Consider the following 25,052-nt stretch of genomic DNA (forward strand, 5'->3'; position numbering starts at 1 on the left):
GGTCAAGGGATGCGGTCGTCGGTGACGCTGGGCGGTTGGGCGGCGGCGATGGCTGTCAGGAGGGCCAGGGCGAGCATGGCCAGGGTGATGTGCCGCTGCCAGGCCGTCCAGCCGCGGACCTGGTAGTGGTCCAGCCCGACCTGGCCCTTGGCGGCTTGGAAGGACTCCTCGACCGCCCAGCGGATACCGGCGATCTCGACCAAGGCCATGAGCGGCTGCCATTCGGGGGCGGCCGGGTTTCAGCAGTTCTTGCGGTCGATGTCGGCCAGCAGGGCACGTACGTAGGCGGTGGCGGCGCGGTGTGGTTCGACGCGGCCGAAGTGGCGGGCAACCCGGGCCATCAGCTCGTTTGGTGACCATCCAGCCGTCAGGGTCTACGCTTTGGCGCGCGGCCACCGCCCGATCTTTGGTCGTCTTCACGAACTCCGAATGATCATGCGGTGGCCGTTGCCACGTGACCCGATCCCACAAGATCGCGAACTGTCACCGAAGTAGCAGTCATGGGCTACCGGAACCGTCAGGGCCTGGTGAGTCACCACCGGATCCCGGCCGAGGTGCCCGGCGGCCGGGCACCGGTCGTCGGGTTACTTGACGATGATCTGATGGGTGGCCTGGGCCGGTCCGGTGCCGCCGTCCCCCGCATAGCTTGCGAGGTAGCTGTACCTGCCGACGTTGGCGGGCGTGTCGGTGAACGTGTACGTGCCGTCGGCGTTCACCCTCACCGGCGGGAGCTTGACGGTCTTACCGCTGGTGCCCTTGATGTACAGGGTGCGCTGCACGGTGAGCGTGGCCCCCGGAGAGGGCTGCCTGCCGCCCTCCGTCAGGACACCGCTCAGCTCCACGGCCGTGCCGGCGACGCCGGACTGTGGCCCTGTCAGGGTGAGCGTGGCTTCGCGCTTGACCGTCACGAGGCCGGAGACGCTGCTGCGGCGATGGCCGTCGTCGCCGTCCCAGAACACCCAGTAGATCACCTCGCCGACGTACGGCGGCAGCTCGAAGACGGGCGTGTCCTGGAAGGTGAACGTGCCGTCCTGCCGCGTCGTCACGCCGGTGATCGGCACTTTCGTCCAGCCGGGCAGGTACTGGATCACCGTGAGCGGCTTGAGCCCGAGCGCCTCGCCATCGGCGCCGGTGAGCCGCCCCTCGACGGTGATCGGCGAGCCGACGTACGCGACTGCGGGGGCCGTCACCGTGAGCTTGGTGGCCGGTAGCGCGACGCCCGTCACCCGCCACAGCAGCAGCCGGTCCGCGGAGCTGCGCAGCAGCGCGAAGACGTCCGTGCCGGAGAACGCGACGCCGTCCGGGAGCAGTTCGGCGTCGGGCTGGTCGACGGCGAACAGCTCCGCGCCCGTCGCGGCGTCGTAGAGGGTGAGGTCGGTGCTGCCCCACGGGCCTCCGGCCGCGACGTACGCGCCGTCCGAGCCGAGCGCAACGGCGGACAGGTACCCGTTCCAGCCGTCGCCGTAGGTGCCGGTCGCCGCCAGGGTCCTGGTGTCGTACCTGGAGAGGTGACCGGGGGCGTCGGCCGCGCTGAACAGGGTGCCGCCGTCGGAGCTCAGGGTGAGATCGCGCAGGGAGTCGATGTGCGACTCCTCGCCGTCGATCGTGCCGCGCAGCGCGGGAGCGCCCTCGCCGAGGTCATAGACCAGCATGTCGGCGTGGTGCAGGGCGGTCTGGCCGACCACGAGCGTGTCGCCGGCGGCCGCAAGCACGGGCGGCCGCAGGTGCTCGCCCCCGACAGCCACGGGCGCCGGGGCGCTAGCGCTGAGATCCAGACCGACGACGCCGCCGGGGCCGTTGTCGCATCCGTGCCCCACCCACAACCGCTCGCCCAGCAACGCCAGGGTGGACGGGCAGGGGTGGGCCGACAGGTCGATCCGGCGGGTGACGGCGAGGCTCGCGGTGTCGATCTCGGCGACCTCGTTCGAGGCGGTGAGAGCGGCGTACAGGCGGGTGCCGTCCGCGTTCAGGGCCAGCTGCTGGACGCCGGGCAGGCCGGTGACGACGCCACCGGTGAGGTTTCCGTCAGTGTCGGCCACGATGATGCGGTCACCGGCGGGAACGAACACCCGGCCGCCGCCGACGGCCAAGTCCGCGGCGTAGGAGTCGGCGACCCCGAGGTCGGTGGTGGTGCCAGCCGCCGAGGCGGCGGGGGCCGTGACAGTAAGCAGGCCGGTGATCAGGCCGGCGGCGCCGCAGTAAGCGGCTAATCGGCGAACCAGGGATGGGGACACGAGAGCCTCCTGCCAAGACGGGAACATGTGTTCTAATAACGTCTCATGGGTGCTTCCGCGTCAAGATCATCCGGTCGCGCGACACCAAACCGTGATCAAGCACCCTCCGGCGTTCGAGATTGGAACGATTGTCGGTGCTCGCTGACCTAGTCGCCGCCATGACGATTCCCCTCACGTGGCTCCGCGCCGCCGCGGCCACGAGCTGATGCTGGACGGCATGCCCCTGCGCTGCAGGAAGACCGGCGGCCGGCTGCTGGCGTCCGCGCCCAGGGCCGTGCGGTCCAGTCGGGCCGGTGAGCAGTTCGCGGCGCTGCTTGAGCACCTGGACGGGCACGAGAAGGAGTGCCGCGCCACCGTGGAGTCATGAATGCTGAACGGGCTGCCGGTACCTGCCGGGCTCCTCGCCGGGGTGTGGCCCGCCCCCTGGTGGCGGGCCCGCCTGCGGCACCTGGTGGGCCGCACGGAGGGGCGGACCGACCGAGCTGCTGGAGGAGGTGTCCGAGGACGGGGGGTGAGCGTCAGGACGGCGGCCGGCGTCCCGCACGAGTCGCCGCCCGGCGCCCCGGCGACTGCGGCGCACCCCCTCCTGCTGGACGACCCGGGGCCGTGGCGGCGGCTCCGGGTCGCCCCCACGGCCGGCACGACCTGCGCAATCATCATCTGGAGCGGCGCCGGCAGCCGTGCCCTGGGGGCCGAGGGCGTCCAGGAACGTCGGATCGAGCCCGGCGGCGACCGCCATGAGGGCGCCGATCACGCCCAGCACGCCGACCCCGCCGTCCTGCCCGAGCCGGACGGCCTGTGCGCCCTGCGAAAACGGCGCGGCGACCGCGGCCCTCGGCCGGCAACCGTGCCGCGGTGGCCGCGGGCGGGTGCGCCGCCCGCGGCCACCGGCGGGTCACTGGACGGTGATCTTGTCCACTTCGACGGTGATCCCCTTGACCTGCGGGGTCGAGGTGACGGTCGTGATCTTACCGACCCCCGCGCTGACCCCCTTGACCTTCATCGAGTACGTCAGGCTGCCGCCGGGCGCCCCCGGCGTGCTGGTGACGACCAGATCCTGGGTGGGCGGCCCGGAGATCTGGGCGCCGCCGGTGCCCTCGGCGTTCTCGGCGCCGACCGTCAGGCCGTAACCGGCGGGCGGCGAGCCGGGCAGGTTGCCCGGGTCGTAGGCGTAGCTGACGTCCTCCACGCCGTTGAGCCCGATCCACTGCTGGAAGACCTTCAGGTCGGTGGTGCCGTAGAGGTTCAGCCGCCACTCCACCACCAGCCAGTCGTTGACCCCGTCGGTCAGGATCGTGGCCAGGACGCCCGGCGCGGCGGTGCCGTCCAGGTCGGTCCAGTACGGGGCGAGCACGCCGTTGGGCCGCGCCGGGTCGGGCAGCGTCTGCGGCGTCGGTGAGACGTCGTCGCCGGTGGCCCCGCCCGCGACGCTGTAGCCGTCGGAGGTCACGCCGAGCCGGGTGTAGCTGCGTCCGGCGAACTGGAAGGCGGGCACGGTGAAGTTGAGCGCCTGCTCGTCGCCGATCGGGGTGGGCGTGACGCCGAAGGCGTCCAGCGGGATGTAGCCGGCCGGTCCGGCGCCGGGCGCGATCGCCGGCCGGGCGGGCTGGGTGGCGGCCAGCGTCGCCTTGGTGGTGGCGACCTGGGTGCCGACCTTGGTCGCGCCCGTGACGCTGTTGAGGCGCAGGCGGGCGTCCAGGGTGCTGAGCGCGGTCACCTCGGCGTCCTCGTACGTGGTGTTGCGTACGGTGACCGTGCAGGTGGACTCGCCGGTGTTCCTGGCGATGGTGTCCGGGGCGCAGGTCTGCTCGACCGGCACCGCGCCCTGCTTGCGGTAGAACGCCACCGGCAGGTGCAGCGCGCGCGAGCCGCCGACCTGCTTGAGGTTGACCTGGCCGAAGTACTGGCCGTCGGGCAGTTCCGGCGCGGTGACGACGATGCTCAGCTTGGCGCTCTTGCCGGGCGCGACGGTGAACAGCGGCGGCAGCACGGCGACGGTGGCTCCGCTCACGGTGGTGCCGGAGGCGGTGAAGGTGAGCGACGAGCCGGTGGTGTTGGTGACGGTGCGCTTGGCGGTGATGACGCCGGGCATGGTGGGCGCGTTCACCGAGGGCAGGTTGAGGTCGATCCGGTTGAGCGGGTCGGTGGCCGCGGCGACGAAGCCGGCGGCGTCCTGGTCCAGGGTCAGTCCGGGGTCACCGGCCTTGGTCAGGTCGATGCGCCCGCCGCCCATGTCGAACGGGTCGGCCTGGGTGGTCCTGTCCTGCTTGGTGACCGCCGTCCTGGCCGTGGTCTCCAGGGCCGACTTGACCTGGCCGGGCGTCCAGGTGGGGTGCAGGGCGAACACCAGCGCCGCCGAGCCGGTCACGTGCGGGGCGGACATCGAGGTGCCGGAGATGACCTGGTAGAGGTTGCCGGGCGGGCCCTCCAGCGGCGACTCGGGGGTCGGCGTCATGCCCGCCATGATGTGCTGGCCGGGCGCGGTGACGTCCGGCTTGAGGAAGTCGCCGCCGGGGCCGCGCGAGGAGAAGTGCGCCATCGCGTCGCCCTGCCAGGTGGACTTGGCGCCCTGCGTGAAGGAGGCGGTGGCGCCGGGGTGGGCGGCGAGGAAGGCCAGCAGGGTGTCGGCCTCGGGCTTGTCCACCTGCACGGACGGCAGCCAGTGGGCGTCGGTGAAGACGTCGAACGGGAAGGTGTTGTAGAGGATCATCCCGGCCGCGCCGCCCTGCCTGACGTTGAAGCTCTTCAGCACGCGGTTGGGGGTGCGCTCACAGGCGACGATCTTCCCGGTGAACATCCCGGGAGGGGCCGGGACGTCGCACGCCGGGCGCGAGTACGGCGGCGCCGAGGCCAGGACGACGGGCAGCGGCGAGGCCAGGCCCGCGGTGATGGACGCGCCCTTGATCGTCGCCGTGGCGCCGCCGCCGGACAGCGTGACCGTGGACTGGAACGTCCTGGACTGCGAGGAGGCGGCCACCGTGGTCACCCAGGGGCCGCGGTGGTCGGTGGTGCCGGCGCCGGGCCCGGAGTTGCCGGCCGAGGCCGAGACCAGCACGCCGGCCGCGTAGGCGTCGAGGAAGGCCAGCTCGACCGGGTCGCTGTAGGGGTCGCTGCCGCCGGAGACCGAGAAGTTGATCACGCGTACGCCGTCCAGGACGGCCCGCGCCACGGCCTGCGCCGAGTCGGAGGGGAAGCAGCCCTGAGCGCCGCACACCTTGTAGACCGACACCTCGGCGGCCGGGGCGATGCCGTGGATCGGGCCGCGGCTGATGCCCAGCGGGTTCGCGTCGGCGACCGGGCCGCCCGCGGAGGTGCTGGCGGTGTGGGTGCCGTGCCCGTTGGAGTCGCGGGCGCTGTCGCCGTAGACCTCGCCGCCGTAGACGGCGTTGTAGGTCTCCATGAACGGCTGCCCGCCGATCAGCTTGTTGTTGCAGGTGAACGGGTCGCCGGCGGGGGTCAGTGGGTTGTCGCCGAAGTTGCACACGCGCGGCGTGCCGTCCTTGGTGGGCCCGGGGGCGGGCAGGCCGGGGGCGGCGGCGAAGGACGGGTGCTCGGGCCAGGCGCCGGTGTCGAGCACGCCGACGATCACGCCCTTGCCCGCGGAGGAGCTGCCGCCGAGCTTGCCGTAGATGGTGTCGGCGCCGATGAACTCGGGGCTGGAGTCGGTCAGCAGCTGCTGGGGCTTGTCCTCCTGGACGGCGACCGCGCCGGGCAGCCGCAGCACGTCGGCCACCTTGTTGCCCGGGACGCGCAGGGCGATGCCGCCGTAGACCGTCCTGACGCGCTGGCCGACGACGGCTCCGGGGACCTTCTTGGCCAGCTCGCCCAGGAAGGCGTTCTCGACGTCCTGGATGTGGGTGCCGTACTTCCTGGCCTCGGCGCTTCTGGTGTCGAGGGCCTTGCCGGTGACGGCGGGGCTGGTGGCCGGCAGCCCGGCCAGCCCGCCCTGGTAGGCGGCCAGTGAGTCGTAGTCCAGCTTGACCATGACGTTGACCGGCGCGGGCGAGGTGGCCTTCAGCAGCGCGGCGTCGCTCTTGGCGAGCTTGCCGGTGGGGGACTTGGCGCCCTCGACCACCTCGGCGCCGGTGAGCGGCACCGACCGCCATTTGTCGGGCGGGGCCGGCGTGGCCCGCGCCGCGGCCGGGCTCATGGTCAGCACGACACCGAGCCCGACGGCTAACGATGTCAACCGGCGTAAACGGGATGAGAACGAACGGGACAACACAAAGACCTCCTGGCCGAGGAGCTGCACGAACCGCCGGACCCGGCCGAGGACGTCATGTCACCCCCACGCGCGCATGCCGGAGAGATCGATGACCCTCCCCGGTGGGTGACGAGCTGGACCGCGCCCCCTCCCCGTCGGCGGGGTGGGTTGGCGTCCGAACCGGAGTGTAGACAGCGATCAACTGGCCGAGAACCCCGCCGGTTTGTCACGTTCCGGCCAATTGGCCCCACCAGACGGACCGCCACCGGAAAGCTCATATTCGTCCCACCTCTTCACCAGAATCCGGCAACGGTGAGCTTCACCCCCAATACGGATATCTACAGTTGTCCTATGGGCGATCAACGGGACGCGGCGCCGACGTCAGCGCAGGACGGAACGAGGTAGTCCGTGGGCGGCCACGCCGACGAGGGGACCCTGCCGTACACCTCGGCGCTGGACGAGCAGCTCGCCCAAGCCGCCCGTGACACCGGCGCGCACATCGGCGCGGTGTACCTGCTGACGGGCTCCCCGCAGGTCCTGGTGATGGAGGCGGAGATCGGGCTGCCCACGCAGCTCGTCAAGCCGTGGACCACCGTCAGGCTGGACGGTGGGGCGCCCGTGGCCGCCGCCGTCCGCCAGGGGCAGCTGGTGTGGGTGCCGACCGCGCACGAGCTGGCCCGCCGCTTCCCGGGCACGGCCCTGGCCTTCCCGTACGCCTTCGCCTCGGCCGCCGCGCCGCTGCACAGCGACTCCCGCATGTGGGGCTCGTGGATCCTGCTCTGGCCGGACGGGCGGCCGGCCGAGCTGAGCGGGCCGGAGCAGGACGTCATCGCCGCCACGAGCGAGCGCCTGGCGGCCGTCCTGGAGCAGGCCGCCGACAGCGGATGTCCGCTGCGGCCCGGCGGCGAGCCGCGGGTACTGACCCCGGTGCCGCCGCCGATGCCCGACCCGTACGAGGCCGTGGCCGCGGCCGGCTTCCTGGACCGGCTGCGGGACGGCTCCGTCGCGCTCGACCTGGACGGCGTCGTCACCTTCGCCAGCCCGGCCGCCGCCGGTCTGCTCGGCACCACCGTCTCGGAGTTGCTGGGCACGCCGCTGTGGGAGACGGCGACGTGGCTGAAGGACCCGGCGTTCCAGGACCGCTGCCGGGCGGCGGTGGTCGGCCAGCAGGTCGCCTCCTGCTCGGCCCGCCGGCCGGACGGCCACGAGCTGGAGTTCGTCCTGCACCCGGACCCCACGGGCCTGAGCCTGCGCATCACCCCCTCGGCGGCCGGCCTGTCCGCGCAGCGGCCCGCGCGCGCCTTCACGCCGGACGACTCCGGGCTGCCGCGGGCCGACGTCTTCTACAACTTCCTGCACATGGCCTCGGCGATGACCCGGGCGCTGAACGTCCGGGAGGTCGTCGATCTCATCGCCGACCACGTCATGCCGGTGTTCAAGGCCCAGGCCATGGCGATCATGAGGGCCGAGAGCGGCCGGCTGCGGATCGTCGGCTCCCACGGCTACGTCCCCGAGGTGCTGGAGCGGTTCGACGGCCAGACGCTGGCCACGCCCAGCCCCGCCGAGCAGGTCGTCCGCACGGGTGAGCCCGCCTTCTTCGCCGACCGGGCCGAGCTGCGCCGGGCCTTCCCCGAGACCGCGCAGGACGACGGGATGGCCGCCTGGGCCTTCCTGCCGCTGACCGTCTCCGACGACACCTTCGGTGTCTGCCTGCTGGCCTTCGACCATCCGCGGCCGTTCACCGCCGAGCAGTGCGCGACGCTGACCACGCTGGCCGGGCTGATGGGCCAGGCCCTGGACCGCGCGCTGCTCTACGACACCAAGGACCGGCTGGCCCACAGCCTGCAGACCTCGCTGCTGCCCGGCAGCCTGCCCGACATGCCGGGCCTGGAGGTGGCCGCCCGGTACGTGCCCGCGACCCGCGGCGTCGGCATCGGCGGCGACTTCTACGACCTGATCCGGCTCAACGAGACCACCGCCGCCGCCGTCATCGGGGACGTGCAGGGGCACAACATGACGGCCGCGGCGCTCATGGGCCAGGTGCGCACCGCCATCCACGCCCACGCCGCCGTCGGGGCCAGCCCCGGGGACGTGCTCCAGCACACCAACCGGCTGCTCATGGACCTGGACACCGACCTGTTCACGAGCTGCCTGCTCATCTACTTCGACCTGCGCCTGCGCACGCTGCGGGCGGCCAACGCCGGCCATCCCCTGCCGCTGCTGCGCCCGCCCAACATGCCGGCCGAGATCATCGACATCCCGGCGGGCCTGCTGCTCGGCATCGACGCCGACGCCGAGTACGCCACGGTGGAGGTGCCGTTCCCGCCGGGCGCCGTCCTGGCCCTCTACACCGACGGGCTGGTCGAGGCGCCGGGCGTGGACCTGGACGAGGCCATCGGAACGCTGGCGGCGTACCTGACCAGCGCCCCGCGCGAGCAGCTCCAGCAGGTCGCCGGGACGCTGCTCGACCACGCCCCGCACACCGACGACATCGCGCTGCTGCTCCTGCGGCACCGCGAGAACGCGGGCTGAGACCCGCTCAGTGCGAGACGAACGTGTGGTGGTCGGCCAGCGCGAGCGCCCGGACGAAGTCGAGGACCTTCAGCAGCCCCCGCCCGGCGAGCCGGACCGGGGCGGGACGGCGGGAGCAGTAGGCGGCCGACCACAGGGCGGGGACGTGTTGTTCCATGCCGACCAGGATGTCCTGGCGTGTACTGATCGATCCAACACATCGTCTCACTGACAGTCATCGCTATCGTAGATGGATGGAACTGCGTCAGCTCCGCCACTTCGTCGCCGTCACCACCCACGGCAGCTTCACCGCCGCCGCCCGGGCCGAGCTGATCGTGCAGTCGGCGCTCAGCACGTCCATCCGCAAGCTCGAACGCGAGCTCGGCGCCGACCTGTTCGAGCGCACCGGGCGGCGGCCGGTCCTCACCCCGGCCGGGCACGCCTTCCTCCCGGCCGCGCGGGCGCTGCTGGCCGACGCCGCGGCGGCCGCCGACGCCGTGTCCGCGGTGTCCGGGCTGGCCACCGGCCGGGTGGCGATCGGCACCATCCAGACGCTCACCAGCGTCGACCTGCCGGCTGAGCTGGCCGCCTTCCACCGCCTGCGGCCCGGCATCCAGATCTCGGTCCGCGACGCCCCGGTGGCGGGGCTGCTCGACGCGCTGCTGGCCCGCGAGCTCGACCTGGCCTACCTGGCGCTCGACGGCGCCGAGCTGCCGGCGGGGCTGGCCGTGTTCGACTCCTGGGAGGAGGAGCTGGTGCTGATGACCTCGCCCGACCACCGGCTGGCCGGGGCGGAGCGGGCCCTGCTGTCGGAGCTGACGGAGGAGCCGTTCGTGGACTTCAAGGCCGGCACCGGGCTGGAGACCGCGGTGCGCCGGCTGGCCGCCGGGTGCGGGCTGCACCGGCAGATCACCTGCGAGGTCACCCAGATCCGGCTGCTGGTCGACCTGGTGCGCGCCGGGATCGGGGTGGCGATCGTCCCCCGGCGGGTGGCCGAGTGGGAGGGGCTGCCGACCGTGCGCATCCGCCAGCCCGATCCGGCCAGGACGGTCGTGCTGGCCGGCCGCGCGCCCATCCCCGCCAACCCGGCCGCCGGCGCCCTGCTGGCGCACCTCACCAGGTGACCCGGATTGGACTTGTGGGTCCAATCTCTCCGCGCACAGCGGCAGGGCCGGCTTCGTGCGGGGGGACCTCGACGGCAGCGCCGCGGCCTCGCGGGCCCTGGCCCGGCCCCCGGCGGCACATAACCGGTTGAACGGGCGGGGGCTTCGTGGTGGGATGGCCCGCTGTGTCAGCGATCCAGGACCTCGTGCGCCCCGACGTCTATCCGCGTTCCTCCAGATACGACCCGGAATGGGTGCTCGGGCTGGACATGGGCCCCCATCCGCTGTGGCTGCTGGAGGACCTGGCCCGCGACCTCGACCTGCGGCCCGGCATGCGGGTGCTCGACCTGGGCTCGGGCCTGGGCGCGACCTCGGTCTTCCTGGCCCGTGAGTTCGGGGTGGAGGTGGTGGCCGCCGACCTGTGGGTCGCGCCCGAGAAGGCCGCGGCCGTCTTCGCCGAGGCGGGCGTCGCGGACCGGGTCCGGGCCGTACGGGCCGAGGCGCACGCGCTGCCGTTCGAGCGGGAGTCCTTCGACGCGATCGTCAGCGTGGACGCCTTCGAGTACTTCGGCACGGCCGACTCCTACCTGCCCTACCTGGTCCGCTTCCTGCGGCCCGGCGGGCAGCTCGGCGTCGCCACGCCCGGCATGACCCGCGAGGTCCGCGACCTCGGGCACATCCCCGCCCACGTCAAGGCGCTGGTCGGCTGGGAGGCCATCGCCTGGCACACCGCCGACTGGTGGCGCTTCCAGTGGGAGATCACCGAGCTGGTCACGGTGACGTCCGCGCGCCTGCAGGACGGCGGATGGCACGACTGGCTGCTGTGGGCCCGCGCCCGGCAGGAGACTGCGACGATCGCCATGCTCGAGGCAGACCAGGGGGAGTACCTGTCCTTCGCGCTGGTCACCGCCCGCCGGAACCCGCCCGCGCCCTGACCCCCGGCGCCGGGCGGCCCCTGGAGCCCGGCGTATGGGCGGGAGAGTCTCGGCCATGGCCGCGCTCCCCCGCTGTCGCGTTGACTTGTCCTCGCGCGTCCGGGACGTCGGGCGCCGAACTAGGAGGGAAACACACTGATGTCGGTTCTGCGCACCGTCGTGCTCATCATGGCGACCATGGCGACCGGGCTCGCGGCGGGCGTCTTCGGGCTGTACTCGCACACCATCATGCGGGGACTCGGCGCGACCGACGACCGCACGTTCGTCGGGGCCTTCCAGGCCGTCGACCGGGCGATCCTCAATCCCTGGTTCATGCTCAGCTTCATCGGCGCGCTGGCCTTCACGGGCCTGGCGGCGGCGCTGCACCTCGGCCAGAACGTGCGCGCGGTGCTGCCCTGGATCATCGTCGCGCTGGTGCTCTACCTGGTCGCCTTCGTGCTCACGGTGGCCGTGAACGTGCCGCTCAACGACGCCATCAAGGCGGCCGGCGACCCGGACCGGATCGCCGACCTGGCCGCGGTGCGCCGCGCGTTCGACGAGGCCAAGTGGGCCGGCTACAACCTCGTCCGGACGATCACCACCACGGGCGCGTTCGCCTCGCTGTGCTGGGCGCTGGTCAAGAGCGGCCGGGTGGGCTGACGGCCCGCTCGATCAGCGCGACGCGGTCGGCCAGCGGCGCGGCGGGCACCTCGACGAGTTCGAATCCGAGGTCGCGGTAGGTCCGCTCGTGCAGGCGCTCGAAGTCGAGCGAGTCCTCGTAGCCGATCCGCCTGGCGGAGGTGGCGCGGACGAATCCCTGGTTGCGGACGAAGAACACCTTCCCGTCGTACGTCCCCCGGCCCACCACCCGCTCGACCTCGCGGGCGAGCGGGCGTGAGGTGGGAAACCCGAGGAAGCGGCTCAGCGCCAGCGTGCAGACCGGCGAACGGTCGAAGAAGACGGTGGCCGCGCCGCCCGCGGGCGCGGCCTCCTGGCGCCGCCGCTGGAGCCTGACCACCTCCTCCACGAAGGCGGGCTCGCGCCAGGGCTCCGCGCGGCCGAGCGCCTCGCCGAGGGCGATGACGTCCGTCGCCGCCTCCTCGACGACGGTGTGCCCGTGGACCTCCAGCAGCCGCAGGACGGCCGTCTTCCCGGCGCCCGGGGTGCCGGTGAGAACGTGATTCGGCACGGCTCTCCTCCCTTTCTCGTGGGGGTTGATGGCTGGCTACGGGCGCTGATACACGGCCGATACACGGCCGAGCGCCCGGTGATACCCGGCCAAGGCCGGGCGGACGGAAAAGGGCTCAAGAGTGGCCGAGGCGTCGCGGAGGGCGGCGCGTCCCCACGGTGAAGGAGCCCTTGATGCGTGTGCTGGTGTGCGGTCTGCTCGGCCTGGCGGTGCTGACCGGCTGCGGAGGGGCTCCGGCGGGACAGGCCGCCCCGGCGTCCGGCGGGGGCGACGCCGGGGCGGACAAGCTCCGGGAGCGAGAGACCGTCATCGCCACCTGCATGAAGCAGAAGGGCTTCGCCTACACGCCTTCGGTCAGCCGGCCGGGGCCGCCCGACGCCGACCCGGCCGACTACGCGGCGATGAAGGCCGAGCGGAGCAGGAACGGCTTCGGCGTCTTCGCCGCGTTCGTCTACCCCAAGCCTACCGAGACCCGGGCCCCGGACCCCAACCAGGCCACGCTCGACGGGCTCTCCGGCCCCCGGCGGGACGCCTGGCTCAAGACCATGAACGAGTGCCGGGTCAGCGCCCTGCGCCAGGTCAACGGCCTGAAGGTCACCTCGCTCACCGACTACCAGGACCAGATGAGCACCGAGATCGAGAACATCGACAAGGCGCTCGACGGCGATCCGAAGCTGGTGGAGCTGGCCGGGCCGTTCGCGGAGTGCCTGAAGTCCAAGGGCGAGCGGGTGACCTCCGCCCGGCCGCTGGCGCTGGGCGCGCGGGGGCAGACGGTGTGGGGCGAGCAGGCCGACCGGCTCGGCAAGGCGGGCGAGGTCACGGCCGCCGCGGCCCGGCCGTACCTGGCCAAGGAGATCAGGTCGGCGCTGGTCGACCTGGAGTGCGGCAAGGACTTCTACGCGGCCTTCGTCCCGCTGCAACGGCGGCTCACCAACGAGGCCCGGGTGAAGTACGGGTTCCAAGAGCAGTGATGCGCACCCCTCGCGGCAAGTTGCTGCTCGTGCTGGCCGTGGTCCTGGCGGTCGCCGGGACCGGCTGGGGGGTGGGCACCCGGCTGCGCTCCCCGGCCGACGAGGCGGCGGCACGCAGGCCACCCGTGCCGTCGCTGGTCACCGTCGAGGTGGAGCGGCGCAGGCTGGTCGCCACCGTCGTCGTCAGCGGCACGCTGGAGTACGGCTCCCCGCGTCCGGTGTCGCTGGCCGGGGTGGTGGGCGGCGGCGAGACCGTCCAGCGGGCCACCCGTGCTCCACGGCGGGGGAAGCTCGTGGAGGGCGCGGTGCTGATGGAGGTGAACGGGCGCCCGGTGTTCGTCTTCGCGGGCAGGGTGCCGATGCACCGCGGCATCGTCCCCGGCGCCGAGGGGGACGACGTCCGGCAGGTGCAGAAGGCGCTGCGCCGGCTCGGGCACCGCGTGCCGGTGACCGGCGTGTTCGACGGGGCGACCGTCGCCGCGGTGTCGCGCTTCTACGCCCGGCGCGGCTACGAGGCCCAGCAGCCCACCCTGGAGCTGCGGCAGCGGCGCGACGAGCTGGCGCGGTCCGTACGGGCCGCGCGGGAAGTGCTGGCGACCGAGAGCAGGGCGCTCGACCAGGGCATGGACGTGCTTCCGTTGAAGCTCAGGGTGACCGGCGCCCGCCGCGACCTGAAGGCGGCCGAACAGGCGCTGAAGAGCGCGCGGGCCCAGGACCGCACCGCCGAGGACGCGGCCGGGGCCGAGGCCGCCGAGAGCGCCGTGCGGGCGGCCGAGGAGCGGCTGCTGGCGGCCGAGCAGGAGCTCGCCCAGGCCAGGGCGACGCCGACCGTCGCGCCGACCGTCGCGCCGTCCACGGCACCCGGCGCCGCCCCCGCGGCGACGCCGGCCGCCGACACCCGCCTGCTCGAACTCCGGGTCGCCAACGCCCGCGCGGACCTGGCCGCCGCCCGCTCGGCGCTGGAACGCGCGCGGGAGGAGGCCGGGGCCGCGCGGGCGAAACGGCTGGCCGAGCTGGAGAAGGCCGTCCGGGTGGCGCGGGAGGCCGTGGCCGTCGCCGAGCAGGCGCTCAGGCAGGCCAGGCAGCTCTCCCCCGCCAGGCTGAAGGTGGCCAACGCGCGCAGCGACCTGGCCGCGGCGCGGGCGTTGCTGGCCGAGTTCTCCCGCACCTACGGCACCACCGTGCCGCCCGGCGAGATCGTCTTCCTGCCCCGGCTGCCCGTCCGGCTGCACAAGCCGGCCGTCAAGGCGGGCGAGCCGGTGGACAAGGCGGTCGCCACGGTCACCGGCTCCGGCTTCGTGGTGTCCGGCTCGGTGGACGCGGCCGAGGCCGAACGGGTCAAGGCGGGGCTGGCGGCGAGCATCGAGACCGACTCCGGCACGACCGTCCCCGGCACGGTGACCGCCGTCGCGGGGCGCGACGCGAAGGGCGCCGTCCCGGTGACGGTCACGCCCGCCTCCGTGAAGGGGCTGCGCGAGCTCGCCGGCGCGCCCGTCACGGTCCGCGTGACCATCGGCGCCACCGGAGGGGAGGTGCTCGTGGTCCCGGTCGCGGCGGTCGTCACGGCGGCGGACGGCAGGGCCAGGGTCCGGGTGGAGACCGCGCCCGGCCGGACCGAGGAGGTGCAGGTGCGCACCGGCCTGTCCGCCGACGGCGCCGTGGAGGTGACCGGCGAGCTCGAACCGGGCGAGCGGGTGGTGGTCAACAGTGGCTGAGCCGGTCATCCACCTTCGCGAGCTGACCAAGGAGTTCCCCGGCGACCCGCCCGTCCGCGCGCTGTCGTCGGTCGACCTGCGGGTCGAGCGGGCGGACTACGTGGCGGTCGTCGGCCCGTCGGGGTCGGGGAAGTCCACCTTGCTCAACACCCTGGGCCTGCTCGACCGGCCGACCCGCGGCAGCTACCGGCTCGACGGCATCGAGACCACCACGCTGAGGGAAGGGGCGCGCACCGCCGTCCGCGGCGGCCGGATCGGCTTCGTCTTCCAGTCCTTCCACCTGCTGCCGCACCGGAGCGTCCTGGAGAACGTCATGCTGGCCGAGGTCTACGGCACGGCCCCGCGCGCGGGACGGCGGGACCGCGCCATGCGGGCCCTCGATCGGGTGCGCCTGTCGCACCGGGTGGACTTCCTGCCCGGCCGGCTGTCCGGCGGCGAGCGGCAGCGCGCCGCCATCGCCCGCGCCCTGCTGGGCGAGCCGTCGCTGCTGCTGTGCGACGAGCCCACCGGAAACCTCGACAGCAGGAACACCGGCGCCGTGCTCGACCTGTTCGACGAGCTGCGCGCCCAAGGGATGACCATCGTCGTCATCACCCACGAGACCGAGGTGAGCGACCGGGCCGGACGCCGGGTCCGCATCACCGACGGCGTCCTCACGGAGGAGTAGACGTGCACCCGCGCGACCTGCTGACCGAGGCCGTGGCGGGCCTGCTGGCCCGCCCGGTGCGCTCGGCCCTGACCACGCTGGGCACCGTGCTCGGCATCACCACGCTCGTGGTGACCCTGGGCGTCGCCGCGACGGCCGGCAACCAGATCGTCGGCCGTTTCGACGAGCTGACCGCCACCTCCGTCACGGTCGAGGTCCCGGCCCACCCGTTCCCGCTGGTCGGATGGGCCGACGTGAGCCGGGTGACCCGGCTGCGCGGGGTGGTCTCGGCCGCGGCGCTCGCCGAGTCCGACCGCAGCGCCAACCTCGTCGTCCGCTCCAACGACGTCGTGGACCCGGCCCGCGTCACCGACCAGACGCTGACCGTGGTCTCCAGCAGCCCCGGCCTGCCCGCGGCGGTCAAGGGCAGGATGATCGAGGGCCGCTACTTCGACGCCGGGCACGTCGCCCGGGGCGACCCGGTCGTCGTGCTGGGCCAGCAGGCGGCCCGGCTGCTCGGCATCACCGGGCTGGACCGGGCTCCGGCCGTGTTCATCGGCACCCGGGCGTACACCGTGATCGGGGTGCTCGGGGATCTCCGGCGGGAGAAGAGCCTGGCGAGCGCGGTCATCCTGCCGCCGACGGTCGGCCGGCCCTATGGCCTGGGCACCGTGACCCGCGTCCTGGTCGACACCGCGCTCGGGGCCGCCGAGCTGATCGCCCGGCAGGCGCCGTCCGCGCTCAGCCCCGGCAACGAGGCCCTGCTCCAGGTCATCTCGCCGCCCAGCCCCACCAGGGCCCGCGACGCGGTGGAGGGTGACGTCAACGCCCTGTTCCTGATCCTCGGGCTGGTCTCCCTGGTCGTCGGCGCGGTCGGCATCGCCAACGTCACGCTGGTGACCGTCATGGAACGCGTCGCCGAGATCGGGCTGCGCCGGGCGCTGGGCGCCGCCCGCCGCCACATCGCGGCGCAGTTCCTGCTGGAGTCCACGCTGACGGGGTTGATCGGCGGCGTGCTGGGCGCGTCCGCGGGGATCCTGGTGATCGTCGGGGTCTGCGCCGTCAAGCAGTGGACGCCCGTCCTCGACGTCGGACTGGCCGTCCTGGCCCCGGTGGCCGGGGCCGTGGTCGGGCTGCTGGCGGGCCTGTATCCGGCCCTGCGGGCCGCCCGGATGGAACCGGTCAATGCACTTCGCTAGGTATGGTGCGATTTCATGACATCCCTGCTGCTCGTCGAGGACGACACCGTGATCCGCACGTCGCTGGGCATGGCCCTGGAACGTTACGGCTATCGGGTGACCACCGCCGCCGACGGGCTCGACGGTCTGGAGGCCGCCCGTACGGGCGATCACGACCTGCTGCTGCTGGACGTGATGCTGCCCGGCCTCGACGGCATCAGCGTGTGCCGCAGCATCAGGGAGACCAGCCAGGTGCCGATCCTGATGATGTCGGCCCGCGGCGACGGGCTGGACATCGTGGCGGGGCTGGAGGGCGGCGCCGACGACTACGTGGTCAAGCCGGTGGACCTGCCGGTGCTGGTGGCCAGGATCCGGTCGCTGCTGCGCCGGGCCACCTTCGCCCGTACGCCGGCTGCCGGGCCCGAGGCGGGGCCGGCCGTGCTGGAGTTCGGTGACCTGAGCGTGGACACCGGCGCGCTGGAGGTGCGGCGGGGCGGCCGGCGCGTCGAACTGTCGCCGACCGAGCTGCGGCTGCTGCTGGAGTTCGCCGCCCATCCCGGCATCGTCCTGGAACGGGCGACGCTGCTGCGCAACGTGTGGGACTACGGATGGGACGGGGACAGCCGCGTGGTCGACCTGTGCGTGCAGCGGCTGCGCAGGAAGATCGGCGCCGAGCGCGTCGAGACCGTGCGCGGGTTCGGCTACAAGCTGGCCGTCACGTGAACCCGGCCTCGCTGCGCTGGAAGATCGCCGCTCTCGTCACGCTCGCCGCGACCGTCGTGGCCGCCGTGGTGGGGCTGCTGGTGCACCGGGCGACCTGGCAGCGGGCGCTCGACATCGGCCAGGCGCAGGCCGAGGCGGCCCTGGAGGAGTCGCTGGCCTCCGGGACCGCCGAGGACGTGGTGCCCGTCGACGCGCTCCCCGCCGCCCTGGCCGACCGGCTGCGGCCCGGCCGACGGGTGGTCTGGTACGGGCTCGACCACCGGGACGAGCCGTGGATGTGGGCGGTCCAGCCGTACGGCGGCGACGGCGGCGAGGCGGTGAGCGTGCAGATCGCGATGGGCTCCGAGCTGCTCGGCCTGCAGGCGCTCGACCGGAACATGGCCAAGGCCGGGCTGCTCGCCCTGGCCGGGGTGGTGCCGCTGTCGGTGCTGGCGGCCGAGCTGCCCAACCGGCGGCTGCGGCGGGTCGCGCGCACCGCCCGCAGCATCGCCGGGGGCGACCTGGCGGCCCGGACGAACGCCCGCGGCCGGGACGAGATCGCCCGCATCGCCGCCGCCGTGGACTCGATGGCGGCGAGCCTGCAGCACCGGCTGCTGGCCGAGCAGCGGTTCACCGCCGACGTCGCGCACGACCTGCGCACCCCGCTGATGGGCCTGGTCGCCGTGGTCGAGCTGCTGGACGAGGGCGAGGTCACCGACCTGGTGCGCGACCGGGTGCGGGTGCTGCGGACGCTGGTGGAGGACCTGCTGGAGGTGTCCCGGCTGGACGCCGGGGCCGAGGTCGCCGAGCGGGTGCGCGTGCCGCTGGCCGGGCTGGCCGCGGAGTCGGCGTCCCGGGTGGGGGTCGAGGCGCGGGTGCTGGCCGACGGGGACCCGGTGGCCGAGACCGATCCGCGGCGTCTGGACCGGATCCTGGCCAACCTCGTGCTCAACGCCCATCGGCACGGCGTGGCGCCGGTGGAGATCGCGGTCGGCGACCACATGATCGAGGTGCGCGACCGGGGGCCGGGGTTCCCGCCGGAGCTGCTGGCCGACGGGCCGCGCCGCTTCCGTACGGGCGCCGCCGAGCGGGGCCGCGGGCACGGCCTGGGGCTGACGATCGCGCTGGGCCAGGCCCGGGTCATCGGCGCCGAGCTGACCCTGGCCAACGCCCCGGACGGCGGCGCGGTCGCCGTCCTCCGCCTCCCGGCGGGTTGATGCCGGGCTGATACACGGCTGAGCGCGGGTGGATGCGCGGCCACGGCCGTACGGACACGCCGGTCGCGCAACCTGGCGGGTATGCGACGTTCCTTGATGTTTCTGCTGCTGGCGGGCGTTCTGTCGGGCTGTGCCGGCGCTCCCCCGGTCACCGGGGACGCGTCCCTGCCGTGGCCGCCGGAGGGGCAGGCGGCGGTCGAGGTGGCCGACGTGGGCAGCCTGGGCGTCAGCGGCGACCCGCGGCCGGTGCCGATCGCCAGCGTGACGAAGGTGATGACCGCCTACGTGATCCTGCGCCGCCACCCGCTCCGGCCCGGCGACGACGGCCCGCTGATCACCGTGGACCGCACGGCGGCCGAGGAGTCCTTGTCGCGGCTGGAGTCCACCGTGCCGCTCGTACAGGGCCGGACGGTCCGGCTGCGGCGGCTGCTGGAGCTGATGATGGTGCCCTCGGGCAACAACGTGGCCCGGCTCCTGGCCCGCTGGGACGCCGGCTCCCAGGAGCGTTTCGTGGCCCGGATGAACGCCGCCGCACGACGCCTCGGCATGACGGACAGCACGTACACGGGGGCCAGCGGCAACGAGGACACCACCGTCAGCACCGCCGCCGACCAGCTCAGGCTGGCCAGGGCGGCGATGGGCGACCCGGTGCTGCGGGCGGTGGTGGCGCAGACCGACACGTCCGTCCCGGGGGACGCCAGGCGGCTGCACAACACCAACACGCTGCTGAACAGGCACGGCGTCATCGGCATCAAGACCGGCTCGGGCACGGCCGCGGGCGGCAACCTGATGTGGGCCTCCCGCGTACGGGGGCATCTGGTGCTCGGTGTCATCCTCGGCCAGGCCGCGCACACCGACCCGGCCGCCGCCAAGGCGGCGGCGCTGGAGGCGGGCGGCCGGATGAGCGCGGCGGTCGAGCGGTGGCTGCTCGACCGGTCCCGCTGACGTGGCCGGGCGGGGATCAGCAGTTCAGCCCGCTGACGATGCCCAGCTGGGGTGTCGGGTTGACGACCGCGCAGCCGTAGGTGCCCGACGGGATGGTGATCGCCCCGGCTCCCGAACCCTGCCCGGTGCAGCCGGAGCCCAGGATGTGATAGCCCACGACGCTGCCCAGGTAGGTGCGGGAGCCGCCGGTGCAGACCCACGAGCCCATCGCGTACGCGGACGAAGCGGGCAGGGACGCCCCGGCAAGGGCGAAGGCCGAGATGACGGCGAGCCGTCTCACCAGCGTGATCATGAGGTTCCCTTTCCTCCGAAAGGACGGGGGCACCTCTTCTCTGCCCCGCGACCCGTCACGCCCCACCCGGGGACGATGTCCACTATCGGACGCGATCCCCCGTCGGCGACGTTCGTTCGAGGCCCCGGGCAGCACGGCGACCGCCCCGGCGGTCACGACGCCGGCGCAGGCCCAGAACGCCAGGGCGTGCCCGGAGGTCGGCCGCCCGGCCGCGTCACACGACCGCGACGGCGTCGACCTCGACGAGGCATCCCGGGTTCAGGCCGGCCACGACGTGCACCGTGATGGCGGGCGGCGGGTCGGCCCGGTTCCACACCTCCTGGAAGGCGGCCACTCCCTCGTCGAACGTGTGCCCGTCCAGCACGGCGATGCGCCAGTGCACGATGTCGGCCAGGCTCGCCCCCTCGCTCTCCAGGATCGTCCTCAGGTTGCGGAACACCTGCCTGGCCTGGTCCCCCACCGTGGGGCCGACGACCTTGCCGTCGGGGCCGACGCCGTTCTGGCCGCCGATGTAGATGGTCCTGGCCGGCTGCTCGACCACGACGGCCTGGCTGAAGGCCGGGCTGCGATGAAGCCCCTCGGGGTTGATGTGCCGTACGCCCATGTTCGCTCTCCCTGCGTTCTGAAACCAGTTAAAGGGGTTTCGTTACGACACCAGTTATAGTGGTGTCATGCGAGTGAACGCAACCGGACGAGTGCTGCACGACCCCAAGGGCGGATCGTTCCGGTTCGACGCCGGCGCCCTCTGCCTCGACTTCGCCCACACCGGCGGCGAGGGCCAGTACGCGATCTTCGAGACCCTCCACGAGCCGGCCGACCTGGCCCAATGGCTCGCCCAGCCACCACTGACGGCGGTCATGACGGTCCCCGTGACCGCCGGCGAGCTGACCGCCGCCAAGGCCCTGCGACAGGCGATCTGGGACGCCGCCCACGCCCAGGCGGCGCGCCGCCCCCTGCCCGCCGGAGCGATCACGGCCATCAACCGGGCCGCGGCCGCCGCGCCCCTGGTCCCCGAACTCGCCGCCGACGGCGTCACCGCCGGATGGGCGCCACCGGTGCGGGCCGCCCAGGTGCTGTCGACCCTGGCGCGGGAGATGATCGAACTGCTGTCCGGGCCGCTCGCCGAACGTATCCGCGAGTGCGCGAGCGACAACTGCCCGCTGGTGTTCGTCGACACCTCCCGCCCCGGCGCCCGCCGCTGGTGCGCGATGGAACGCTGCGGCAACCGCTCCAAACTCCGCGCCCTGCGCGCCCGTCAGGCCCTGGAGCCGTGACGAGCGGCATGTGGACGCCGGGCGGTCCCGCGCGGACTAAGGCCGGTCGAGGATCCCCAGGCCGCTGACCGCGACCTCGATCCCGCGCCGCCCGGCGGCAAGGACGTCGTCCTCGGAGCCGCCCTGCTCCTGGGCGACCATCCCGGCCGCGGCCAGCGCGCCCATGAAGCTCCCGATCGCCGCCCCCGCCGACACCGGGTCGAGCCCCGGACAGACCTCGCACAGCGCCCTGGCCAGCCGGGGCTGGGTCTCCATCATGAGCGTCAGGCCGCGGGCGCGCAGCGCGGGCTCGGCGACCATCAGCCGCGCCCGCAGCGGCGACAGCGCGAAATCGAGCTCGTCGTCCTCGGCCAGGCTGCGCACCATGGCCTCGAACATCCGGCTCAGCAGCTCCCCCAGCGGCTCCCCCGGCCGCCGCCCGGCGATCGCCTCCAGCATGACCCGCTCGCGATCACCGGCCTGGAGGAAGAGCACGTCCTCCTTGCTCGCGAAGTACGCGAAGAAGGTGCGGGGCGCGACGTCGGCCGCCGCGGCGATGTCGGCGACGGTGGTCTGCTCGTACCCCCGCTCGGCGAACAGCCGGACAGCGGCCTCCAGCAGCGCACGGCGGGTGCGGGCCTTCTTGCGTTCGCGATGACCTTCCACGGCGCCACCCTACTGCATGCCCTGCTTTTATGCACAGGTTGCAAATTCGCAGTCTCTGCGGTTTTCTGACTGGCATGGACATCCTTCAGAGCCTGCCGCTCGACCGCGAGGACCCGTTCGAGCCACCCGCCGAGCTCGCCCGGCTGCACGGTCCGTTGCACCGCATGGTCTACGCCGACGGCCGTCCCGGCTGGCTGGTCACCGGCCACGCCGAGGCCCGCGCGGTGCTCGACGACCCGCTCTTCAGCAACACCTCCCAGGGCGCCGCGCCGCCGATCAAGGAGCTGGCGCCGCCCGAGGGCCTGGCCGACCTGGTGGTACCGCCGGGCTTCTTCATCGCCATGGACGACCCCGAGCACTCCCGCTACCGGCGGCTGCTCACGGGCCGCTTCAGCATGCGCAGGATGCGGCTCCTGGAGCCCAGGATCCAGGAGATCGTCGACGGCCGGCTCGACGAGATGGCCCGTGCCGGAGCGCCTGCCGACCTGGTCGGCGCGTTCGCGCTGCCGATCCCGTCGCTGGTGATCTGCGAGCTGCTCGGCGTGCCGTACGACGAGCGCGCGCGCTTCCAGGACACCACCACGCGCGCGGTGAACCTGGACAACTCCGCCGAGGAGCGCGGCGCCGCGGGCGCCGAGCTGATGGGCTACCTGTCCGAGCTGGTCACCCGCAAGCGGGCCGAGCCCACCCAGGACCTGCTCGGCGAGCTGGTCTCCGGCGGTGAGCTGAACCACGAGGAGCTGACCGGGGTGGCCACCCTGCTGCTGGCCGCCGGTCACGAGACGACCGCGAACATGCTGGCCCTCGGCGCGTTCCTGCTGCTGAGCCGCCCGGAGCAGGCGGAGCTGGTGCGCACCGACCCCGGGGTCGCGGCGAGCGCCGTCGAGGAGCTGATGCGCTACCTCAGCATCGTGCACATCGGCCCCATCCGGGTCGCGCGGGCCGACGTGCCGCTCGCCGGGCGGACGATCAGGGCCGGGGAGACCGTGACGCTCTCCCTGCCGGCCGTGAACCGCGACCCGGCCCGCTTCCCCGACCCCCACCGCTTCGACGTCACCCGCGAGGCCGGGCCGCAGCTCGGCTTCGGCCACGGCATCCACCAGTGCCTGGGCCAGCAGCTCGCCCGCCTGGAGATGCGGCTGGCCTTCCCGGCGCTGCTGCGCCGCTTCCCCGGGCTGCGGCTGGCCGTGCCCGCCGAGGAGGTGCCGCTGCGCCCGCGCGCCACGATCTACGGCCTGGCGTCCCTGCCGGTCACCTGGTGAGGCCGCCGCGTTTGACGTGCCGCCCCGCCGTGCAGAGAGCATGACGGACGAAGGACGATCACGGGAGGCGCGCGTGGCCGGTACGGACGGCGGGATCAGGCTGTGTCAGGTGGTGCTCGACTGCACCGACGCCAGGGCGCTGGCGGAGTTCTACCGGTCCCTGCTGGACCTGGTCTACCGGCCCGGCGACGAGCCGCCGCGGGCGGGCGCCGACGACGAGCGCGGCCGCGACTGGCTCGTGCTGAGAACCAGGGACGGCGCGCCGCAGCTCGCCTTCCAGCAGGTCGAGACGCTCCACGAGGCGACCTGGCCGGAGCCCGGGGTGCCCCAGCAGCTCCACCTCGACCTGACCGTGTCGTCGGTCGAGAGCCTGCTGGAGCAGCACGAACGCGTCCTCCGCCTGGGCGGCCGGCTGCTGCTGGACCGGATCGACGACGACGAGGAGCCCCTGCGGGTCTACGCCGACCCGGCCGGGCACCCGTTCTGCGTGTTCGTCTCCCGGCGGGGCTGACCGTCCGGCGCGAGCGGTCAGCGCGCCGGTGAGAAGACCAGCGTGGCGTTGTGGCCGCCGAAGCCGAACGAGTTCGACATCACCGGCCCCCTCGCGATCGGGCGCGGCACCGGCGCCGCGTCGATGTCGCAGCGCGGGTCGAGCCGGTCCAGGTTGGCGGTGGGCGGGGCGGTGCACTCGGCCATCGCCAGCACGCACGCCACGGCCTCGATCGCCCCGGACGCGCCGAGTGCGTGCCCGGTCACCCCCTTGGTCGAGCTCACCGGCACGGCGGCGGGCCCGAAGACGCGGCCGATCGCCTGCGCCTCGGCCAGGTCGTTCAGCTCCGTCCCGGTGCCGTGGGCGTTGACGTGCACGATGTCCTCGGGCGCCAGGCCCGCGTCGGCGAGCGCGGCGTCCATGCACCGCCGGGCGCCCTCGCCGCCGGGCGCTGGGGCCGTCAGGTCGTGGGCGTCGCTGGTACGGCCGTAGCCGGACACCTCGGCGTGGACGCGCGCCCCGCGGCGCACGGCGTCGTCGAGGCGTTCCAGGACGAGGAACGCGGCCCCCTCGGCCAGCACGAACCCGTCGCGGTCGGCCTCGAAGGGGCGGCAGGCGGCCTCGGGATCGTCGTTGCGGGACGACAGGGCGCGGCACCGGCTGAAGCCGTGCAGCATGCCGGGGGTGACGTTGGCGTCCCCGGCCCCGGCCACGACCAGGTCGGCCGAGCCGTCGCGGATCAGCCGGACGCCCTCGCCGATGGCGTGCGCGCCGGAGGCGCAGGCGGTGACCACGGACATGCTCGGCCCGCGGATCTCGTACCGCATGCCGATGGCGGCGGCGCCGGCGTTGGGCATGATCTTCGGGATGAAGATCGGCGACAGCCGCAGCGCGGCGGGACCTGCCGTGTCGAGCAGCGCCGACTCGTAGGTCTCGGTGCCGCAGAACGAGCTGCCCGCCACCACGGCCCGCCGCTCGGGCGGCACCCGCGGATGACCGGCGTCGGCGAGCGCGTCGCCCGCCGCGCACACCGCCAGCAGCGACGCCCGGTCCAGCCGCCGGGCCTGCCGGTCGGTCAGGTACGCCGAGACGTCCAGTTCCGGCACCTGGCAGGCGAAGCGCACCGCGAGCGCGGAGGTGTCGAAGGACGTGATGGCCCGTGCCGTCGAGCGCCCGCCGAGCAGCGCGTTCCACAGCTCCTTGGGACCGGAGCCGGCGGGCGTGCGCAGGCCGAGCCCGGTCACCGCGACCCGGGGTCGCATCAGCCGCCCACCGCCGTCAGGTGGCGGCGGATGACGGCGGCCATGTCGGCGACGGTCCGCACCCGCTGGAGCCGGTCGTCGGCGAAGGTGCCCCATTCGTCCTCGACCACGGCGTACAGCTCGGCGAAGTCCAGGCTGTCGGCGTCCAGTTCCTCGCGCAGGTCGGTGTGCGGGCCGATCTGGGCCGGGCTGACGCCCAGGACCCGCGCGCAGTGGCCGCGGAGCACGTCTGTTATCTGGTCGTCGGTCATGGTGCCGTCCGTTCTCTCGGCGGATGGGGGGGCGTGTCCGAGTGTGC

24 protein-coding genes and 1 pseudogene are annotated in these 25,052 nt (G+C 73.6%); 15 read left to right on the forward strand and 10 right to left on the reverse strand.

What is annotated here, in order from left to right; all coding sequences use genetic code 11:
* Positions 1-2: 2 nt before the first annotated feature.
* Together ABZ444_RS39760 and ABZ444_RS39765 are read right to left on the reverse strand one after the other, a co-directional pair.
* Positions 3-203, reverse strand: a pseudogene (locus ABZ444_RS39760) (IS701 family transposase); the annotation flags it as partial.
* Positions 204-584: 381 nt separating this feature from the next.
* Positions 585-2,234, reverse strand: coding sequence for a hypothetical protein (locus ABZ444_RS39765; RefSeq protein WP_358008810.1), 1,650 nt, complete (start codon positions 2,232-2,234; stop codon positions 585-587).
* Between the two features lie 175 nt (positions 2,235-2,409).
* On the opposite strand from ABZ444_RS39765, the gene ABZ444_RS39770 reads away from it, so the two are divergent.
* Positions 2,410-2,601 (forward strand): hypothetical protein, encoded by a 192-nt coding sequence (locus tag ABZ444_RS39770; protein ID WP_358008812.1) that lies wholly within the window; start codon positions 2,410-2,412, stop codon positions 2,599-2,601.
* 528 nt (positions 2,602-3,129) lie between these two features.
* On the opposite strand, the gene ABZ444_RS39775 is transcribed toward ABZ444_RS39770, so the two are convergent.
* Positions 3,130-6,423: a S8 family serine peptidase gene (locus tag ABZ444_RS39775; protein WP_358008814.1), complete on the reverse strand. Its 3,294-nt coding sequence runs from the start codon at positions 6,421-6,423 to the stop codon at positions 3,130-3,132.
* Between the two features lie 423 nt (positions 6,424-6,846).
* On the opposite strand from ABZ444_RS39775, the gene ABZ444_RS39780 reads away from it, so the two are divergent.
* Positions 6,847-8,970: a SpoIIE family protein phosphatase gene (locus ABZ444_RS39780; RefSeq protein WP_358008816.1), complete on the forward strand. Its 2,124-nt coding sequence runs from the start codon at positions 6,847-6,849 to the stop codon at positions 8,968-8,970.
* Positions 8,971-8,977: 7 nt separating this feature from the next.
* Here ABZ444_RS39780 and ABZ444_RS39785 read toward each other — a convergent pair whose 3' ends face one another.
* On the reverse strand, positions 8,978-9,127 hold the full coding sequence (locus ABZ444_RS39785) for a hypothetical protein (RefSeq protein ID WP_357969608.1): 150 nt from the start codon (positions 9,125-9,127) through the stop codon (positions 8,978-8,980).
* 76 nt (positions 9,128-9,203) lie between these two features.
* On the opposite strand from ABZ444_RS39785, the gene ABZ444_RS39790 reads away from it, so the two are divergent.
* The 3 genes from ABZ444_RS39790 to ABZ444_RS39800 all read left to right on the forward strand — a co-directional run bounded on the left by ABZ444_RS39790 (position 9,204) and on the right by ABZ444_RS39800 (position 11,626).
* Positions 9,204-10,073, forward strand: coding sequence for a LysR family transcriptional regulator (locus tag ABZ444_RS39790; RefSeq protein WP_358008818.1), 870 nt, complete (start codon positions 9,204-9,206; stop codon positions 10,071-10,073).
* A gap of 164 nt (positions 10,074-10,237) precedes the next feature.
* Positions 10,238-10,987: a methyltransferase domain-containing protein gene (locus ABZ444_RS39795; protein WP_358008820.1), complete on the forward strand. Its 750-nt coding sequence runs from the start codon at positions 10,238-10,240 to the stop codon at positions 10,985-10,987.
* 138 nt (positions 10,988-11,125) lie between these two features.
* Positions 11,126-11,626, forward strand: coding sequence for an anthrone oxygenase family protein (locus tag ABZ444_RS39800; protein ID WP_358008822.1), 501 nt, complete (start codon positions 11,126-11,128; stop codon positions 11,624-11,626).
* Here the strand turns inward: ABZ444_RS39800 and ABZ444_RS39805 are convergent.
* Positions 11,604-12,155, reverse strand: coding sequence for an AAA family ATPase (locus ABZ444_RS39805; RefSeq protein ID WP_358008824.1), 552 nt, complete (start codon positions 12,153-12,155; stop codon positions 11,604-11,606). The genes ABZ444_RS39800 and ABZ444_RS39805 overlap by 23 nt on opposite strands.
* Positions 12,156-12,328: 173 nt before the next feature.
* Here ABZ444_RS39805 and ABZ444_RS39810 point away from each other — a divergent pair, with 173 nt between their 5' ends.
* From ABZ444_RS39810 to ABZ444_RS39840, 7 genes are all read left to right on the forward strand, one after another.
* Positions 12,329-13,126 carry a hypothetical protein gene (locus ABZ444_RS39810; protein ID WP_358008826.1) on the forward strand — a complete coding sequence of 266 codons (798 nt, stop codon included), beginning with the start codon at positions 12,329-12,331 and terminating at the stop codon, positions 13,124-13,126.
* A complete protein-coding gene (locus tag ABZ444_RS39815; RefSeq protein WP_358008828.1) occupies positions 13,126-14,841 on the forward strand; it encodes a peptidoglycan-binding domain-containing protein in 1,716 nt (571 codons plus the stop codon). Before ABZ444_RS39810 ends, ABZ444_RS39815 begins: the two co-directional genes overlap by 1 nt.
* Positions 14,834-15,508, forward strand: coding sequence for an ABC transporter ATP-binding protein (locus tag ABZ444_RS39820; RefSeq protein WP_358008830.1), 675 nt, complete (start codon positions 14,834-14,836; stop codon positions 15,506-15,508). Before ABZ444_RS39815 ends, ABZ444_RS39820 begins: the two co-directional genes overlap by 8 nt.
* A gap of 2 nt (positions 15,509-15,510) precedes the next feature.
* Entirely contained in the window at positions 15,511-16,686 is a 1,176-nt protein-coding gene (locus tag ABZ444_RS39825) for an ABC transporter permease (protein WP_358008832.1), read from the forward strand.
* 15 nt (positions 16,687-16,701) lie between these two features.
* Complete coding sequence (gene cseB, locus ABZ444_RS39830; RefSeq protein WP_358008834.1) at positions 16,702-17,388, forward strand: two-component system response regulator CseB; 687 nt, start codon at positions 16,702-16,704, stop codon at positions 17,386-17,388.
* Positions 17,385-18,584: a HAMP domain-containing sensor histidine kinase gene (locus ABZ444_RS39835; RefSeq protein WP_358008836.1), complete on the forward strand. Its 1,200-nt coding sequence runs from the start codon at positions 17,385-17,387 to the stop codon at positions 18,582-18,584. Before cseB ends, ABZ444_RS39835 begins: the two co-directional genes overlap by 4 nt.
* A gap of 81 nt (positions 18,585-18,665) precedes the next feature.
* The gene (locus tag ABZ444_RS39840; protein ID WP_358008838.1) at positions 18,666-19,529 is read left to right on the forward strand and encodes a serine hydrolase; all 864 of its coding nucleotides are present in this window, start codon (positions 18,666-18,668) and stop codon (positions 19,527-19,529) included.
* 16 nt (positions 19,530-19,545) lie between these two features.
* Here the strand turns inward: ABZ444_RS39840 and ABZ444_RS39845 are convergent, their stop codons facing one another.
* Both ABZ444_RS39845 and ABZ444_RS39850 read right to left on the reverse strand, forming a co-directional pair.
* Positions 19,546-19,821 (reverse strand): hypothetical protein, encoded by a 276-nt coding sequence (locus ABZ444_RS39845; RefSeq protein WP_358008839.1) that lies wholly within the window; start codon positions 19,819-19,821, stop codon positions 19,546-19,548.
* A gap of 214 nt (positions 19,822-20,035) precedes the next feature.
* Positions 20,036-20,425: a RidA family protein gene (locus ABZ444_RS39850; RefSeq protein WP_358008841.1), complete on the reverse strand. Its 390-nt coding sequence runs from the start codon at positions 20,423-20,425 to the stop codon at positions 20,036-20,038.
* A gap of 67 nt (positions 20,426-20,492) precedes the next feature.
* Here ABZ444_RS39850 and ABZ444_RS39855 point away from each other — a divergent pair, with 67 nt between their 5' ends.
* Entirely contained in the window at positions 20,493-21,095 is a 603-nt protein-coding gene (locus ABZ444_RS39855; RefSeq protein ID WP_358008843.1) for a CGNR zinc finger domain-containing protein, read from the forward strand.
* A 36-nt stretch (positions 21,096-21,131) separates the two neighbouring features.
* Here ABZ444_RS39855 and ABZ444_RS39860 read toward each other — a convergent pair whose 3' ends face one another.
* Positions 21,132-21,740 carry a helix-turn-helix domain-containing protein gene (locus ABZ444_RS39860; protein ID WP_358008845.1) on the reverse strand — a complete coding sequence of 203 codons (609 nt, stop codon included), beginning with the start codon at positions 21,738-21,740 and terminating at the stop codon, positions 21,132-21,134.
* Positions 21,741-21,814: 74 nt separating this feature from the next.
* Here ABZ444_RS39860 and ABZ444_RS39865 point away from each other — a divergent pair, with 74 nt between their 5' ends.
* A complete protein-coding gene (locus ABZ444_RS39865) occupies positions 21,815-23,002 on the forward strand; it encodes a cytochrome P450 (protein WP_358008847.1) in 1,188 nt (395 codons plus the stop codon).
* A gap of 40 nt (positions 23,003-23,042) precedes the next feature.
* Positions 23,043-23,513, forward strand: coding sequence for a VOC family protein (locus tag ABZ444_RS39870; RefSeq protein WP_358008849.1), 471 nt, complete (start codon positions 23,043-23,045; stop codon positions 23,511-23,513).
* A 17-nt stretch (positions 23,514-23,530) separates the two neighbouring features.
* Here ABZ444_RS39870 and ABZ444_RS39875 read toward each other — a convergent pair whose 3' ends face one another.
* A complete protein-coding gene (locus tag ABZ444_RS39875) occupies positions 23,531-24,754 on the reverse strand; it encodes a beta-ketoacyl-[acyl-carrier-protein] synthase family protein (RefSeq protein ID WP_358008851.1) in 1,224 nt (407 codons plus the stop codon).
* Positions 24,754-25,005, reverse strand: a complete 252-nt coding sequence (locus tag ABZ444_RS39880) for an acyl carrier protein (RefSeq protein WP_358008853.1) — start codon at positions 25,003-25,005, stop codon at positions 24,754-24,756. The genes ABZ444_RS39875 and ABZ444_RS39880 overlap by 1 nt, the downstream gene beginning before the upstream one ends.
* Positions 25,006-25,052 lie beyond the last annotated feature (47 nt).

It is taken from the genome of Nonomuraea sp. NPDC005730 (genome assembly GCF_040630865.1).
Taxonomy (GTDB): Bacteria; Actinomycetota; Actinomycetes; order Streptosporangiales; family Streptosporangiaceae; genus Nonomuraea.